This window comes from Pseudomonas sp. K2I15, assembly GCF_002204795.1.
GTDB lineage: Bacteria > Pseudomonadota > Gammaproteobacteria > Pseudomonadales > Pseudomonadaceae > Aquipseudomonas.
In genome coordinates this window covers 43008-58429 of the sequence record NZ_NIXO01000040.1, presented here as the reverse complement: position 1 = coordinate 58429, position 15422 = coordinate 43008, and the positions used below count along the sequence as shown (strand labels likewise).

The window sequence follows — 15422 nt, the reverse complement described above, 5'->3', positions numbered from 1 at the left end:
CTCGGGCTGAATGGGGCAGTCAGATCAAGATCAAGATCAAAAGCAAGAGCACAGCGGCCTACCGGCCGGCTTGAGTGTTAGAAGCAAGGTCAAGGGCAAGGTCCAGAGCGAAAGCAGAGCTGCTTTTATGTGGGAGCGGGCTTGCTCGCGAAAAACCCGAGGGCGCCGCGTTCATTCCGGACGCCCGCGTCATCGTTAACGACCTTCGCGAGCAAGCCCGCTCCCACATTTGGACCGCGCTCGCTTTTGATTTTGCTTTTGATCTACACCACTCAAGCCGGCCGGCAGGCCGCTGTGTTCTTGATCTGCTGTTGATCTTGATCTTAGGCGCCCCGTTAAACCACGCTGGCCGAACGCAGGTAGTACGGAGCGGGTAAACCGGCAGGACGCCGGTTTAGCCGCGACGGGGCAGGGACGCCCCGTCGCGGCGGCCCGCGCAGTAATACCGGAGTTGAGGGCACACCGAGCCCAAGCGAGGTGCCGAGTGGTGGGGCAAGAGCGTTTTGCTTACTTTTGCGCTTTTCAAAAGTGAGCCGCTGTAAGAGCGGAACCAATCGAAGCCATCACCCAAAAAACGGATATGTACCCATAAACCCCGCTAGAGCCTAGCCCCCAAGTTCCCTGTAAACTGCCCCTCTTTGAGCCGCCCCCCAGAGGACCCGGAATGTCCGCATCGATCTTGTATATCCACGGTTTCAACAGCGCACCGGCCTCCAACAAGGCCAGCCAGTTGATCACCGTGATGGACAGCCTCGGTCTAGCCGACCAGTTGCGCGTGCCGGCCCTGCACCATCACCCCCGCCAGGCGATCCCCCAGCTGGAGGCCGCTATCCGTGACCTCGGAAGGCCACTGCTGGTAGGCAGCTCCCTCGGCGGCTACTATGCAACCCATCTTGCCGAGCGCCATGGCCTCAACGCCTTATTGGTCAACCCGGCGGTCAGTCCTCATCGGATGTTCGACGGTTACCTGGGCACCCAGAAGAACCTCTACACCGATGAGACCTGGGAATTGACCCACGACCACGTTGCGGCCCTGGCCGAGCTGGAAGTGCCGGCGCCCCAGGACGCCCAGCGTTATCAGGTGTGGTTGCAGACCGGCGACGAAACACTGGATTATCGGCTCGCCCAGCAGTATTACCGGGCCTGCGCCTTGCGCATCCAGGCCGGTGGCGACCATGGTTACCAGGGCTTTGCCCAACAGTTACCGGCGCTGTTGAGTTTTGCCGGTATAGGCTCCGATCAGTACCAATCCTTCGATTTCACCGCATTGTGAAACCGCAGGTTACTTTTTAATCGAACGACTCACGACGAGACCCCATGGCCACTCCCAGCGCTAGCTCTTATAACGCCGACGCCATCGAAGTCCTCTCGGGCCTCGACCCGGTGCGCAAACGCCCCGGCATGTACACCGACACCAGTCGGCCGAACCACCTTGCCCAGGAAGTCATCGACAACAGCGTCGACGAAGCCTTGGCCGGGCACGCCAAGTCGGTACAAGTCATCCTTCACGCCGACCATTCCCTGGAAGTGTCCGACGACGGTCGCGGCATGCCGGTGGACATTCACCCGGAAGAGGGTGTGTCGGGCGTCGAGCTGATCCTCACCAAGCTGCACGCCGGCGGCAAGTTCTCCAACAAGAACTACCAGTTCTCCGGTGGCTTGCACGGTGTGGGTATTTCCGTGGTCAACGCCTTGTCGAACCACGTGCGGGTCAAGGTCAAGCGCGACGGCAACGAGTACCAGATGACCTTCGCCGATGGCTACAAAGCCACCGACCTGGAAGTGATCGGCACCGTCGGCAAGCGCAATACCGGCACCAGCGTGTACTTCGCGCCGGACCCGAAATACTTCGACTCACCCAAATTCTCCATCAGCCGCCTCAAGCACGTGCTCAAGGCCAAGGCTGTGCTGTGCCCGGGCCTGCTGGTCAGCTTTGAAGACAAAGGCACCGGTGAAAAGGTCGAGTGGCACTACGAAGACGGCCTGCGCTCCTACCTGGAAGACTCCGTCAGCGACTTTGAGCGCCTGCCCAACGAGCCGTTCTGTGGCAGCCTGGCCGGTAATAAAGAAGCCGTGGATTGGGCCCTGCTGTGGCTGCCGGAAGGTGGCGACAGCGTTCAGGAAAGCTACGTCAACCTGATCCCGACCGCCCAGGGCGGTACCCACGTCAACGGTTTGCGCCAGGGCCTGCTGGATGCCATGCGCGAATTCTGCGAATACCGCAGCCTGCTGCCGCGTGGCGTGAAGCTGGCGCCGGAAGACGTCTGGGAGCGGATCGCGTTCGTCCTGTCGATGAAGATGCAGGAGCCGCAATTCTCCGGCCAGACCAAGGAACGCCTGTCGTCCCGTGAGGCGGCGGCGTTTGTTTCCGGCGTGGTCAAGGACGCCTTCAGCCTGTGGCTCAACGAACACCCTGAATTGGGCCTGGCCCTGGCGGAGCTGGCGATCAACAACGCCGGCCGCCGCTTGAAGGCCAGCAAGAAAGTCGAGCGCAAGCGCATCACCCAGGGCCCGGCACTCCCGGGCAAGCTGGCGGACTGCGCCGGGCAAGACCCGATGCGCTCCGAGCTGTTCCTGGTGGAAGGTGATTCCGCCGGCGGTTCCGCCAAGCAAGCGCGGGACAAGGAGTTCCAGGCGATCCTGCCCCTGCGCGGCAAGATCCTCAATACCTGGGAAGTCGACGGCAGTGAAGTGCTGGCCAGCCAGGAAGTGCACAACATCGCCGTGGCCATCGGGGTCGATCCGGGTTCGGCCGACATAGCCCAACTGCGCTACGGCAAGATCTGCATCCTCGCCGACGCCGACTCCGACGGCTTGCACATTGCGACCCTGCTCTGCGCGCTGTTCGTCCAGCATTTCCGCCCGTTGGTGGATGCTGGTCACGTTTACGTCGCCATGCCGCCGCTGTACCGCATCGACTTGGGCAAAGAGATTTTCTACGCCCTGGACGAAGCCGAGCGCGATGGCATTCTCGACCGCCTGGTGGCCGAGAAGAAGCGCGGCAAGCCTCAGGTCACCCGATTCAAAGGTCTGGGTGAGATGAATCCGCCGCAACTGCGGGAAACCACCATGGACCCGAACACCCGGCGCCTGGTGCAATTGACCCTGGAAGATTTTGCTGCCACCTCGGAAATGATGGACATGTTGCTGGCGAAGAAACGTGCGCCGGACCGTAAGAGCTGGCTGGAGTCCAAGGGCAACCTGGCCGAGGTTCTGGGCTGATGCGCAGCAGTTTCGCCCTGGCGATTCTGTTGTTGAGCGGGTTGGCGGCCACCTCGGTGGTCGCGGCGCCCGTGGCTGAGCTGAAGCTGTTGTCTGAACACCCGGTGGAAGGCATGCGCGGCGGTAACCTGTCGGGCCTGGCCTTGTGCGGTAAAGAGTTGTGGACGGTGTCCGATCGCGACGACGACCAGATCTATCGGCTTGATACCTCGGCAGATGTGTGGAAAGCCGAGAAATACGGGATTGATGTGCCGCCGGTGCCGGAATCGGGCTTGCCCTTTGGTTTGCGCTCGCGCACCAAGGCGGCTGCGTTGATTCGTGGTGGTGACCTCGATTTTGAAGGCATCAGCTGCGATGCGGCGGGCAACCGCTACATCGTCAGTGAGGCTCACGCTGCGGTTCTCAGGGTGCCTTTCTCTGGGGAGCATGGTGATACGCAGTGGCTGAAGATCGCCCCGGGCATGGTTCGTGAAGCCCGGGCCAGTGGGATGCTGCTGCACTTCAATGCGCTCTTTGAAGGCTTGGCGGTGAACCCTGAAGGCAATCAAATCTGGCTGGCGGCCGAGCGTGAGCGGCGTGGGCTGATCTCCATCAAGCGCCCGCAAACCCTTTGGGATTGTGACGGCCCTTGCGTGTTGTTGAGCGAGGCCGGCCAGGAAATGCAGCCGGCACAGTTCCCGGGCGCCAAGGCGGTGTCCAAGGACTTTGCCGACCTGGCGCTGTTCAATGGCAAGTTGTTTACCCTGGAGCGCAATGCGTTTCAGGTGTGTCGCCGGGATGCGGTCACGGCCAAGGTGGAGTTGTGCTGGTCGTTTGCCGATGAAACGTTGACGCCGAATCGGCGTTACGCCCAGCCGTACGGTTTGGCTGAAGCCCTGGTGGTGGACGCTGACGGGGCCTGGATCGGCATCGACAATAATTTCAAACCGCGCGCCGATGGCGAAAAACGGCCGGTGGTCTATCGTTTCGCCGCCCCTGCGGGTGGCTGGAGCGCCAAGCCATGAGCGGCCAGCCACCCGGCAAGCGCGCCGGCCGTGTGTTGATGTTTGTGGCATGGGGCGCCGGATTGTTCTTGGCGACACGGTTTTTTGGGCAGTGGGAAGCGCGTCAGGAAAATCCCAATGCCGTGGTGACCTCGGAGCAACACGAGGGTTATATCGAAGTAAAACTGCTGGGCAACGGCCAAGGGCATTTTGTTGCCACTGGTCAGATCAACGGCAAGCCTGTGGAGTTCATGCTCGACACCGGGGCCACCGACGTGGCGGTTCCGGCCGAATTGGCCGACCGTCTGGGGCTTAAGCGCGGCATGCCGGTTGGCGTGAGTACTGCCAACGGTCGAACCCAAGGCTTTCGGACTGAGCTTGGTCGCCTGCAACTGGGCGATATCGTCCTGCAGGACGTGCGCGCCCTGGTAGTGCCGGGGCTGGGCGATGAACAGGTATTGCTGGGCATGAGTGCATTGAAACAACTTGAATTTACCCAGCGCAGCGGCACCTTGCTGCTGCGCCAGACCAAACAATGATGAGGCCCGCATGAGTGACATCCTTGCAGACAGCTTAGACGGCGTAGAACGCCGGTCGCTGGCTGACTTCACCGAAAATGCCTACCTCAACTACTCCATGTACGTGATCATGGACCGGGCCTTGCCGCATATCGGCGACGGCCTGAAGCCCGTGCAGCGGCGCATTATCTATGCGATGAGTGAGTTGGGCCTGGACGCTGACTCCAAGCACAAGAAGTCGGCGCGCACCGTCGGTGACGTGCTCGGCAAGTTCCACCCCCACGGCGACTCGGCATGCTACGAAGCCATGGTGCTGATGGCCCAGCCGTTCAGCTACCGCTACACGCTGGTGGACGGCCAGGGTAACTGGGGTGCGCCGGATGATCCCAAGTCCTTCGCTGCCATGCGTTACACCGAAGCGCGCCTGTCGCGTTATTCGGAAGTGCTGCTCAGCGAACTGGGCCAGGGCACGGCCAATTGGGGCCCGAACTTTGACGGCACCCTCGACGAACCGCTGGTGTTGCCCGCACGTTTGCCGAATATCCTGCTCAATGGCACCACCGGCATTGCTGTGGGCATGGCCACTGACGTACCGCCGCACAACCTGCGGGAAGTGGCCGCTGCGTGCGTGCGCTTGTTGGACGAGCCGAAGGCTACGGTCGAGCAGCTCTGCGAGCATATCCAGGGCCCGGACTACCCGACCGAAGCGGAAATCATCACGCCTCGCGCCGACCTGCTGAAAATCTACCAGACCGGTAAAGGCTCGGTGCGCATGCGCGCCGTGTACCACATCGAAGACGGCGACATCATCGTCACCGCGCTGCCGCACCAGGTGTCTGGTGCCAAGGTGCTGGAGCAGATCGCCGCGCTGATGCAGGCCAAGCCGTCGAAGCTGCCGCAAGTCGCCGACCTGCGTGATGAGTCCGACCACGAGAACCCGTGCCGCATCGTGATCATCCCGACCAACAGCCGGGTCGACCACGAAGTACTGATGCAGCATTTGTTCGCCAGCACCGAGCTGGAATCCAGCTACCGGGTCAACGTCAACATCATTGGCCTGGACGGCAAGCCGCAGTTGAAGAACCTGCGGGCATTGCTGGTGGAATGGCTGGAGTTCCGGGTACAGACCGTACGTCGTCGCCTGCAATTCCGCCTCGACAAGGTCGAGCGCCGCCTGCACCTGTTGGACGGCTTGCTGATTGCCTACCTCAACCTGGATGAAGTGATCCACATCATACGTACTGCCGAGCACCCGAAGGCGGAGCTGATCGCGCGCTTCGAGCTCAGCGAAATCCAGGCTGACTACATCCTCGACACCCGTCTGCGTCAGTTGGCGCGACTGGAGGAGATGAAGTTGCGTGACGAACAGGACGCGCTGCTCAAGGAACAAGCCAAGCTCCAGGCCCTGTTGGGCAGCGAAGCAAAGCTGAAGAAGCTGGTGCGCACCGAGCTGATCAAAGACGCCGAAACCTATGGTGACGATCGCCGTTCGCCGATTGTCGAGCGCGCCGAAGCCAAGGCCCTGACCGAAACCGAGTTGCTACCTAACGAGAAAATTACCGTCGTTCTGTCGGAAAAGGGTTGGGTTCGCTCAGCCAAAGGGCATGATATTGACGCCACCGGCCTGTCGTACAAGGCTGGCGATGGCTTCAAAACCTCGGCGGCCGGGCGTTCCAACCAGTTCGCGGTGTTTATCGACTCCACCGGTCGCAGTTATTCGGTGCCGGCGCACACGTTGCCATCGGCGCGGGGGCAGGGCGAGCCGTTGACCGGGCGCCTGACACCGCCACCGGGGGCGAGTTTTGAATGCGTGCTGCTGCCGGACGATGATTCGCTGTACGTCATCGCCTCCGATGCGGGCTACGGGTTCGTGGTCAAGGGTGAAGACCTGCAGGCCAAGAACAAGGCGGGCAAGGCGTTGTTGAGCCTGCCGAACAACGCCAAGGTGATCCTGCCGCGTCCGGTCGAAGACCGTGAAGGCAATTGGCTTGCATCGGTGACCACTGAAGGGCGTTTGCTGGTGTTCAAAATCAGCGATTTGCCACAGTTGGGCAAAGGTAAGGGCAACAAGATCATTGGTATTCCCGGGGAGCGGGTGGCCAGTCGCGAAGAGTACGTGACCGACATCGCAGTGATCCCGGAAGGCTCCACCTTGGTGCTGCAGGCCGGCAAGCGCACGTTGTCACTGCGCCCTGACGACCTTGAACACTACAAGGGTGAGCGGGGCCGTCGCGGTAACAAACTGCCGCGCGGCTTCCAGCGAGTGGACGCATTACTGGTGGAAACGCCCGTTTAACGCGATATAGAGCGCCCGATCTACGATTTAACCCGTAGATCGACGCTTTCGCGCTGGAGTCATGGCGCATATTCACGGATGATATGGCCTTTCCAGCGCCGGCGTGGCTGAGCGCGTATAGGTTATTTTTGAGTATTACATTGTGGTTCGCCTTGTGGCAGCCACCTGGATGGGATGATGACTGCTCCGCGCCTTCCTTTATTTTTGTTGCTCGCTGGCCTTTTGGGCCTGGCGGGTTGCAGCACACATCAACCTGTGTCGCTGTATCAGCTAGACAGTGGAAGTCCGGCTCAGCCTGCACAAAGTGCCGGCATGGCAGTATTGCTTGGCCCGGTTGTGGTGGCCGACTACCTGCAACGCGAAACCCTGCTGCAGCGTCAGAACGACGGCAGCCTGCAAGGTTCCACCGATGGCCGCTGGGCCGGTAGCCTGTCTTCTGATATCAATCAGTTGATGTTGCGCCAGGTGGCGGGCCATCTGGACAGCCAGCGTGTGGTATTGGCGCCGGCGCCGTTGGGTTTTACCCCAGACGTACAAGTGTTGCTGACCATTACGCGGCTGGACTCGGGCGTTTCGCAGCCCGCTATCCTCGACGCGCAGTGGCGCTTGATCGACCGCCGTGGCCAAGTGCGAGATAACCGCATCGTGCACTTGCAGGAAGAGCACGCCGGCAGCACCGCCTCCCAGGTCCAGGCCCAGGGTGTGTTGTTGCAACGTTTGGCCGACCAGCTGTCGGTGGCCCTCAAGCCATTGGCCAATCAGCCAGCGGTTGCAGAAGCGCCACGCAAACAGGCCCCGGCGCAGCCCAAGGTTGCGGCACCGGAGAAGCCGAAGATGCCGATGGCAGTGCCGATCCGTACCGATATGGAAGTGTTTCGGTTCTGACCTGACGTACCAACGAAAAGGCCCTCTGTAGGAGCGAGCTTGCTCGCGAAAAACACAAGAGCGACACGTTTTATCAGTAAGCCTGCGTAGTCGTTGACGATCTTCGTCGGAACGCCGCCCGGAGCAAGCTCGCTCCTACAGACAGCCATAAAAAAGCCCGCCAATGAGTGATCATTGGCGGGCTTTTTTATGGCTCAAGGTTAGTTCTTCGCCCGTGTCTCATGCATCCGCGCCAGTTGCCGCTCAAGCATCGACGGGTAAGGCTCCATCAACCGCTCCACACAGCATGCACCTTCAGGGCTGGCGATTGGGCGGATCCGCGCACGCTGGCGAATCAGCACGTCGTCGCTGATCTTGCGTTCCACCAGCAGCAGGTTGCGGCTGTGTTGCGACAAGGCCAGGGCGTCCTGGGCGATCTCGGTCAGCAGCAGATCAATCTGGCTCATGCCATACAGATCGTCGCCTACCGTCAGGCCCAATTGCAGCTGCAAGGTGATGCCGCTGTCGGCCACTTCGATTTGCAGCGCATGGCCCAGGGCCCGCAGCAGCTCACCGCAGCAGATGGCGTTGGTCAGGTAGTCTTCGCCGCTGTCTTCGCTGTGGAACAGCATCAACGTGCTGCCATCGTTCAGGGTGTGCAGCTCGCTCTGATACAGCGAGGCAGCCTGGTCGAGGCAATCACGATAACGTTCCAGCAACTCGGTCAGGCGTGCCCGCGGCAAGCGGCGCAATTGATCCTGTGCGCCCAGTTGCACGGCCAATACGGCGCTGTGCTGGGGCTGGGTGCTTCGTACCGGAGCCGGTTGCGGCACAGTGGTGGTTGGGGCTGAATTGTCGCGAAGATCGGCGAACGGGTCTTCTTCGTCCAGTTCGTCTTCTTCTGCCTTGATCACCTTCCGGGTGGCCGGCTTCAGACCTGCCACCGGCGCAGACTCGTCGAAGCTCGGGTCACGCAGGTTGCGCACTTCAAACTCGGGCTCGTCGTCTTCGTAATCGGTGTTGTCGAACTCGGGCTCGGGTTCAACCTCGGGCACCACTGGCTCCGGCGCGAAGCTGGTGTGCAGTTGGCGGGCGAGGTCGCCGATTTCGTCCTGGCGGTCGGTGGCCGGGGTGCGTTCGTCGATATCCCGCAGCCAGATGCGCAGTTGCATCAGTGGCGTGGAGATATGCCGGCCCAGGCGCAGGCTCAAGGCCAACGACAGCGCCAGCAAGATCGCGCTCAAGATGCCCATGCTTTGCAGGCTGATGGTCATCGGCTGCTGGAACTGTTGCATGTCTAGGCTGATACGCAGTTGGCCGGCCTTCACGTCCTGAAACGTGATATTGCTCTGGTACAGGCCTTCGGCTTCACCCAGCAGGCCGTTTTTTGGGCGTTGCCCGGCTTCGGCCATGATCCGGTTGTCCACGCTATAGATAGCGGCGTGGGCCACCAGCGGGTTCTTGGTCAGGTTGTTGAGCAGCACGTTGAGGCTGAGGATGTCGTTGGACACCAACAACTCAGTCGCCGAGGTGGCGGTCTGGGTGGTCAAGCTCGCGCCCAGGGCGTCGGCTTGCTCGTGCATGGCCTGTTTGAACTGCAAACCCATCACGCAGGCGTAGATCACCAGGGCCAGAGCGACCAGGATCACGTTATGGCTGGCGATGCGTAATGCGATCGGTACACGGCGGTGGCGCAGTGCCCGGAAGATCAGCAGGAAGAAGTTATCGGTTTTTACTGGCGTGGGCCGGTTCACTTAAGCTCGGCTCTTTAGTCCGTGAAGTTGACGCGCAGTATAGCGACAGGCCCAAGACCGGCAAAGCGCTGGCTGTGCCCGATGGTCACTGAAAGTGGGTAGAATGCGGTTTTTTTCCAGCTCGGGGGTGCGCTTTGCGCGAAATTGTCCTGATTAACATCACAGGTGAGGACCGTCCGGGTCTCACTGCAGCCATTACCGGTGTTCTGGCCCAGGGTGGTGTGAACATTCTCGACATCGGCCAGGCGGTGATTCACGACACGCTGTCGTTCGGCATCCTGGTGGAAATTCCCAGCACCGAGCAAGCCTCGTCCGTGCTCAAGGACATCCTGTTTACGGCGTATAAGCTGGATCAGCAGGTGCGTTTCACCCCGGTGTCCGAAGAGGATTACCAGAGTTGGGTCGCCGGCCAGGGCAAAAAACGCCATATCGTGACGCTGCTGACCCGCAAGGTAACGGCCGAGCAATTGCAGCGTGTCAGTTCGATCACGGCGCAGTACGGTTTGAATATCGACCATATTGACCGTCTGTCGGGTCGTATGCCGCTGGACACACCCGCTGACAAAGGCAAGGGCTGCATTGAGTTTTCCGTACGCGGTGAGCCGGCAGATCCTCAGGCACTGCGCGCCGAATTCTTGAGCGTGGCCCAGGAGCTGAACGTCGATATCGCCTTCCAGGAAGATTCGCTGTTCCGCCGTAACCGCAGGCTGGCAGTGTTCGACATGGACTCGACGCTGATCGAAGCTGAGGTTATCGACGAGCTGGCCAAGGCTGCTGGTGTGGGCGAACAAGTCTCGGAAATCACCGAGCGCGCCATGGCCGGTGAGCTGGATTTTCGCGCCAGCTTCAAGGAGCGCCTGGCGCTGCTCAAAGGCCTGGATGTGAGCGTACTGGATTCCATCGGTGCGTCCCTGCGCCTGACTGAAGGCGCCGAAACCCTGTTCGCCGAACTCAAGCGCCTGGGCTACAAAACCGCGATTCTGTCGGGCGGTTTTACCTACTTCGCCAAGCAATTGCAGGCCAAGCTGGGCATCGACTATGTGTTCGCCAATGAGCTGGAAGTGGTAGATGGCAAGGTGACAGGCGTGGCGGTGGAGCCGATTGTCGACGCCCAGCGTAAAGCTGATTTGCTACGGGAATTGGCACACAAGGAAGGGTTGCGTCTGGAGCAGACCATTGCGGTCGGCGACGGGGCGAATGACTTGCCGATGCTGGCGATTGCCGGGTTGGGTGTGGCGTTTCGCGCCAAGCCGCTGGTCAAGCAATCGGCCAAGCAGGCGATTTCGACCTTGGGGCTGGATGGGGTGTTGTACCTGTTGGGCTTGCGCGACCGCGACGGTCAGCTTTAACCCGCCATCACTGTAGAAACACAGTCAGTGTGGGAGCGGGCTTGCTCGCGAAGGCTGTGTGTCAGTCGACAGATGTATTGACTGATCCACCGCTTTCGCGAGCAAGCCCGCTCCCACACTTGATCGGCGTCAGGCCTTCGGTAGCGCGATGCCCTGGCCCATCTGCACCGGCGTGCCCGCCAGCAGTTCTTCCGACCATTTCACCTGGCCCGGCCCAAACAGCACGATCGCCGTCGAACCCAGCTTGAAGCGTCCCAGCTCCGCGCCTTTTTCCAGGTGGACCGGCCCGCGGGCAGCTTCGTCGTAGCGGAAGGTTTTCAGCTCGCGCTTCGGCGGCGTAACCAAGCCGGCCCATACCGTTTCGATCGACGCCACAATCATCGCGCCCACCAGCACTACGGCCATCGGGCCGCGTTCGGTGTCGAAAATGCAGGCAACCCGCTCGTTACGTGCAAACAGCTCCGGCACGTTTTCGGCGGTGGTCTGGTTCACCGAGAAGATACGGCCAGGGATGTAGACCATTTCCCGCAGGGTACCGGCCAGTGGCATGTGCACCCGGTGGTAGTCCTTCGGCGACAGGTAGATCGTGGCGAAATCACCGCCCATGAACGGCGCAGCCACCGCCGAATCACCACCGAGCAATTCCAGCACGCTGAAGCTGTGGCCCTTGGCCTGGAACACACGGCCATGTTCAATCGGGCCAAGCTGACTGACCGCGCCATCGGCCGGGCTCAACACTGCGTCTGGCGTTTGATCCAGAGGCCGTGCGCCGTCTTTCAGGGCGCGAGTGAAGAAGGCGTTGAAGTGCTCGTAAGCGGTCACGTCTTCAACCAGGGCCTGGGACATGTCCACTTGATAGCGCTTGGCGAACCAGGTGGTGAACGCATTCTTGAACCAGCGCACGCGGCATTCGGCAATGCAGCCGGCCAGCCGCGAGAGCAGGTGATGGGGCAGCAAGTACTGGCTGAGGATGAACAACTGCTTTTTCATTAACTGTCCTTAAACCTTAAATCTCAACGGGGGTGTCGGGGTGGTTGCCCCATTCGCCCCAGGAACCGGCATAACCTTTGACTCGCGGATAACCGAGCGCCTTGGCCACCAGATAGGTGAAGCCAGAACGGTGGTGAGTCTGGCAGTGGGTGATGATTTCTTTGTCCTTGGTCAAGCCAAGGTCTTCGAGGATCTGCGGCATGTCGCGGCGAATGCGCAGTTGGCGTGCCTTGTCCATGCCGGCGGTCCATTCGAAGTTCACGGCGCCCGGGATGTGTCCACCCTTGGCGGCGAGGACTTTCTCCCCGGAGTACTCCAGCGGGCCGCGGGCGTCCCAGATGCCGAGGTCGGCAGCGCCGAGGCGGCTTTGCAGGTACTCGCGGGTAGCGGTGGGCTCTTCATGCAGCGTCAGGCTGACCGGGCCGCCGGCGCTGGCTGGGGCCTCGGTGGACACCGGGTGTTCTTCTTCCAGCCACGCCAGCAGGCCGCCGTCGAGGTAGTGGTATTTCTTGTGGCCGATGACGTCGAGCAGCCAGATGAATCGCCCGGCCCAGCCACCGCCTTCGTCGTCGTACACCACGTAGGTGGCATCCGGGGTGTGGCCCAGTTCGCCGAACAGCTTTTCAAGATCAGCCTTGCCCGGCAGCAGGCCCGGCGCTGGCGGTTGTCCGAGTTGGGTGCGTTTTGGATCGACGAAACGTGCGCCGGGGATATGCCCTTCGGCGTAACGCGCGGCGCTGGTGAGGTCCACCAGAATCAGATGTTCGGCATCGAGGCGACCGAGCAGGTCACTGGCCTCGATGACCAGCGGCAAGCCAGAGAAGTCAGGCATGTGAGGTCTCCTGGGCATAAAAGTTGGGCGCTAAAGGAGGGCGATTGTAGCGCAAGCATCAGGCGCTGCGGTTGGTAAAGCAGTACAGGGCCTTTTCGATGCATTGGGCGGTTTTGCCGAAGGCCTGCACGGTGGTTTCCGAGAACGGCCCGCCGCCCTGGTCGGCCACCATCAGCATCACCACTCGGCCATTGCAGCTCAGGGAGCGCAGAAGCAGGTGTTCGCCCTTGAACAGGCGGCGCAATTCCGGGGGCAGTAATGCCGAGAACTGGATGTGGTTGTCGGTGGTCAGGCGCACTTGGGCGGCTTTGGCCAGCAAGCGTTGCAGCAGGGTGCTTTGCGTGACGTCGAGGCTCAAGTTATCGGCGTCCTTGGGCAGGCCGTCGACTTGATGCACGCGCAAGGTGCTCAAGGCTTTGTCTGCCATCAGCAACATCACCCGTTGCATGCCGCAGGCCACGAGGGCTTCCTTGGCGCAGGTGGTCAGGTGCATGGCGTTGGCAAAGCGGCTCGGTTCCACCAGCAATTCAGTGCAGCGCTTGCGCCAGATCGCCAGGGATTCGGCGGTGGGTGGCGGTGCTGGCAGTAAACCGTGGTGAACACGTTGTACGTCCCATGGCCAGATCAACGACAACGCCGGGTGCCACAGATCGCGCATCAGGGTACTGCGGGCACTGATCGCTGCGTGTTGATGAGACTGTTGCTGCACTTCGGCCAACGGCTGTTGCAGGTAAAGCGCAGTCAGGTATTGCCAGCGCTGGGTGTGCGGGCATGTCCAAGACTCTTGTGCGGCCAGCGCCAGGCCGTTGGCCAGCAACACGGTATTGGCTGGCTGGTTCAGCCAGCGGCGCAGGTTCGGGTCGGCATCCAGCCGTTGCTGTTGGCGCAACGGCTCTTCTTCGCGAGCAATGCGCAGCGCCTTGACCAGCAAGCGCTGTTCCTTCAGCAGTAACGTATAACCTTGGGACACCCAGATCGGCAGGCGCCAGGCCTCGGTCAAGCCCAGGCACAGGTCCAGCAGGCGCACGCCGAATAATTCCTGTTCGACGGTGCGTGCCGATTCGCCCTTGTGAATCACCCGCAGCTCCCATTCTTCCAGCAGCTTGGGATAGGCAATCGCCATCGGCCACAGCGGCGAGAGGAACAGCAAGCTGCCCCAGTGGATGTCTTGCCACAGCCGCGCCAGGCGGCTGGCGAACAGGCCGCTGGCCTGTTGCGAAGCGTGCTGGCTGATCATCTGCAATTGGCGCAGGGCCACGGGGATTTCGTTGAGTGGCACTGAAGGCAAGCGTGCCAGCAGTTCCTCGGTGCGTTTGAGGCCGAGGCGATTGATCGCCACTTCGAGGTTTTCTGCCGGTTCCGCCAGGCTGCCGTGCGCCTGGTTATTGGCCTCGCGCATCACGCTGAGCACCAGCGCCGGGCTGTTCTGCATCAGCTCTGCAATATCGCGCAATGAACTGCGGTTATCGCCGATGGCCTTGCAGACGCGGTCGTGGTTCGCCTGCGGAACAGGCAATAGCACAGCGTCCAGACGCTTTATCCAAGCGGCAAGCGACGTGGGTTTTGGAGTTGGGACTGTCGTTTCATTTGCCATGATTGGGGCGCGATCATCACTTGCGGTCAACACGCCCGGGACGGGCCGAACTGGTTTTTCACCTTAACGAGCTATAGTCTGGCGCAGATTTGCCGATAAGTAGAACAAGAGTTTTTAACTCTTGCGAATATGACCCTGAACCCGACGGCGCAAGTACCCATCCCCTATGGCTAAAATTATCGGCATCATCGTCGTCCTCGCGAGCGTGCTCGGCGGATACGTCTTGTCCCACGGCAAGATTGCAGCGCTGATCCAGCCCTTCGAAGTGCTGATTATCGGCGGTGCGGCGTTCGGCGCATTCCTGCAAGCCAACCCTGGCTACATGACCATGCACGTGATCAAGAAGTCGCTGGGCATGTTCAGCTCGCGCTTCTCCCACACCTTCTATCTGGAAGTGTTGAGCCTGATCTACGAGATCCTCAACAAGAGCCGCCGCGAAGGCATGATGGCCATTGAAGGCGACATTGAGGACGCCGCGGCGAGCCCGATTTTCGCCAAGTACCCGGCGGTGCTCAAAGACGAGCGCATGACGGCCTACGTTTGCGACTACCTGCGCATCATGTCATCCGGCAACATGGCTCCCCATGAGTTGGAAGGCTTGTTCGACATGGAACTGTTCAGCCTCAAGGAAGAGCTGGAGCATCCGTCCCATGCGGTGACCGGCATCGCCGACGGCATGCCCGGTTTCGGTATTGTTGCCGCAGTTCTCGGGATCGTGGTCACCATGGCGTCCCTCGGCGAAGGCGATCAGGCTGCCATCGGCATGCACGTAGGTGCGGCGCTCGTGGGTACCTTCTTCGGTATTCTCGCGGCTTACGGTTTCTTCGGCCCGCTGGCCACTTCCCTGGCCCACGATGCCAAGGAAGAAGTGAATTTGTACGAAGCCATCAAGGCATGCCTGGTGGCTTCTGCTTCCGGTATGCCGCCATCGCTGGCGGTGGAGTTCGGGCGTAAGGTTCTGTACCCGAAGCACCGTCCAAGCTTCGCTGAGCTGGAACAAGCGGTTCGCGGTCGCTAAGC

Annotated in this window: 12 protein-coding genes; 8 read left to right on the top strand and 4 right to left on the bottom strand. The window is 61.0% G+C overall.

Going from position 1 to position 15422, the window contains the following annotated elements:
- Window positions 1–664 precede the first annotated feature (664 nt).
- The 6 genes from CEC48_RS21635 (at window position 665) to CEC48_RS21610 (ending at window position 7904) form a co-directional block, all read left to right on the top strand.
- Complete coding sequence (locus CEC48_RS21635) at window positions 665–1273, top strand: YqiA/YcfP family alpha/beta fold hydrolase (protein ID WP_003209516.1); 609 nt, start codon at window positions 665–667, stop codon at window positions 1271–1273.
- Window positions 1274–1317: 44 nt separating this feature from the next.
- Window positions 1318–3222, top strand: coding sequence for a DNA topoisomerase IV subunit B (gene parE, locus CEC48_RS21630; RefSeq protein WP_088425596.1), 1905 nt, complete (start codon window positions 1318–1320; stop codon window positions 3220–3222).
- Window positions 3222–4226 carry an esterase-like activity of phytase family protein gene (locus CEC48_RS21625; protein ID WP_088425595.1) on the top strand — a complete coding sequence of 335 codons (1005 nt, stop codon included), beginning with the start codon at window positions 3222–3224 and terminating at the stop codon, window positions 4224–4226. Before parE ends, CEC48_RS21625 begins: the two co-directional genes overlap by 1 nt.
- Window positions 4223–4744, top strand: a complete 522-nt coding sequence (locus CEC48_RS21620) for a TIGR02281 family clan AA aspartic protease (RefSeq protein ID WP_088425594.1) — start codon at window positions 4223–4225, stop codon at window positions 4742–4744. Before CEC48_RS21625 ends, CEC48_RS21620 begins: the two co-directional genes overlap by 4 nt.
- Before the next feature lie 10 nt (window positions 4745–4754).
- Window positions 4755–7019, top strand: coding sequence for a DNA topoisomerase IV subunit A (gene parC / locus CEC48_RS21615; RefSeq protein ID WP_088425593.1), 2265 nt, complete (start codon window positions 4755–4757; stop codon window positions 7017–7019).
- Between the two features lie 177 nt (window positions 7020–7196).
- The gene (locus CEC48_RS21610; RefSeq protein WP_176438756.1) at window positions 7197–7904 is read left to right on the top strand and encodes a membrane integrity-associated transporter subunit PqiC; all 708 of its coding nucleotides are present in this window, start codon (window positions 7197–7199) and stop codon (window positions 7902–7904) included.
- Between the two features lie 200 nt (window positions 7905–8104).
- Here the strand turns inward: CEC48_RS21610 and CEC48_RS21605 are convergent, their stop codons facing one another.
- Window positions 8105–9637 (bottom strand): HAMP domain-containing protein, encoded by a 1533-nt coding sequence (locus CEC48_RS21605; RefSeq protein WP_088425591.1) that lies wholly within the window; start codon window positions 9635–9637, stop codon window positions 8105–8107.
- 134 nt (window positions 9638–9771) lie between these two features.
- Here CEC48_RS21605 and serB point away from each other — a divergent pair, with 134 nt between their 5' ends.
- Window positions 9772–10986: a phosphoserine phosphatase SerB gene (gene serB, locus CEC48_RS21600; protein WP_088425590.1), complete on the top strand. Its 1215-nt coding sequence runs from the start codon at window positions 9772–9774 to the stop codon at window positions 10984–10986.
- A gap of 129 nt (window positions 10987–11115) precedes the next feature.
- Here the strand turns inward: serB and asd are convergent, their stop codons facing one another.
- The 3 genes from asd to CEC48_RS21585 are packed head-to-tail and all read right to left on the bottom strand — an operon-like array spanning window position 11116 to window position 14402.
- Window positions 11116–11976 (bottom strand): archaetidylserine decarboxylase, encoded by an 861-nt coding sequence (gene asd, locus CEC48_RS21595; protein ID WP_088425589.1) that lies wholly within the window; start codon window positions 11974–11976, stop codon window positions 11116–11118.
- A 16-nt stretch (window positions 11977–11992) separates the two neighbouring features.
- Complete coding sequence (locus tag CEC48_RS21590; RefSeq protein ID WP_088425588.1) at window positions 11993–12808, bottom strand: rhodanese-like domain-containing protein; 816 nt, start codon at window positions 12806–12808, stop codon at window positions 11993–11995.
- 58 nt (window positions 12809–12866) lie between these two features.
- On the bottom strand, window positions 12867–14402 hold the full coding sequence (locus CEC48_RS21585) for an HDOD domain-containing protein (RefSeq protein ID WP_088425587.1): 1536 nt from the start codon (window positions 14400–14402) through the stop codon (window positions 12867–12869).
- Window positions 14403–14568: 166 nt separating this feature from the next.
- Here CEC48_RS21585 and motA point away from each other — a divergent pair, with 166 nt between their 5' ends.
- Complete coding sequence (gene motA, locus CEC48_RS21580) at window positions 14569–15420, top strand: flagellar motor stator protein MotA (RefSeq protein ID WP_088425586.1); 852 nt, start codon at window positions 14569–14571, stop codon at window positions 15418–15420.
- Window positions 15421–15422 lie beyond the last annotated feature (2 nt).

Bases quoted from the DNA above. Each gene is read 5' to 3' on its own strand.
- parE (WP_088425596.1), top strand. From the start codon at position 1,318: ATGGCCACTCCCAGCGCTAGCTCTTATAACGCCGACGCCATCGAAGTC.
- CEC48_RS21635 (WP_003209516.1), top strand. From the start codon at position 665: ATGTCCGCATCGATCTTGTATATCCACGGTTTCAACAGCGCACCGGCC.
- CEC48_RS21625 (WP_088425595.1), top strand. From the start codon at position 3,222: ATGCGCAGCAGTTTCGCCCTGGCGATTCTGTTGTTGAGCGGGTTGGCG.
- CEC48_RS21610 (WP_176438756.1), top strand. From the start codon at position 7,197: ATGACTGCTCCGCGCCTTCCTTTATTTTTGTTGCTCGCTGGCCTTTTG.
- parC (WP_088425593.1), top strand. From the start codon at position 4,755: ATGAGTGACATCCTTGCAGACAGCTTAGACGGCGTAGAACGCCGGTCG.
- CEC48_RS21620 (WP_088425594.1), top strand. From the start codon at position 4,223: ATGAGCGGCCAGCCACCCGGCAAGCGCGCCGGCCGTGTGTTGATGTTT.
- CEC48_RS21585 (WP_088425587.1), bottom strand. From the start codon at position 14,402: ATGGCAAATGAAACGACAGTCCCAACTCCAAAACCCACGTCGCTTGCC.
- asd (WP_088425589.1), bottom strand. From the start codon at position 11,976: ATGAAAAAGCAGTTGTTCATCCTCAGCCAGTACTTGCTGCCCCATCAC.
- CEC48_RS21590 (WP_088425588.1), bottom strand. From the start codon at position 12,808: ATGCCTGACTTCTCTGGCTTGCCGCTGGTCATCGAGGCCAGTGACCTG.
- motA (WP_088425586.1), top strand. From the start codon at position 14,569: ATGGCTAAAATTATCGGCATCATCGTCGTCCTCGCGAGCGTGCTCGGC.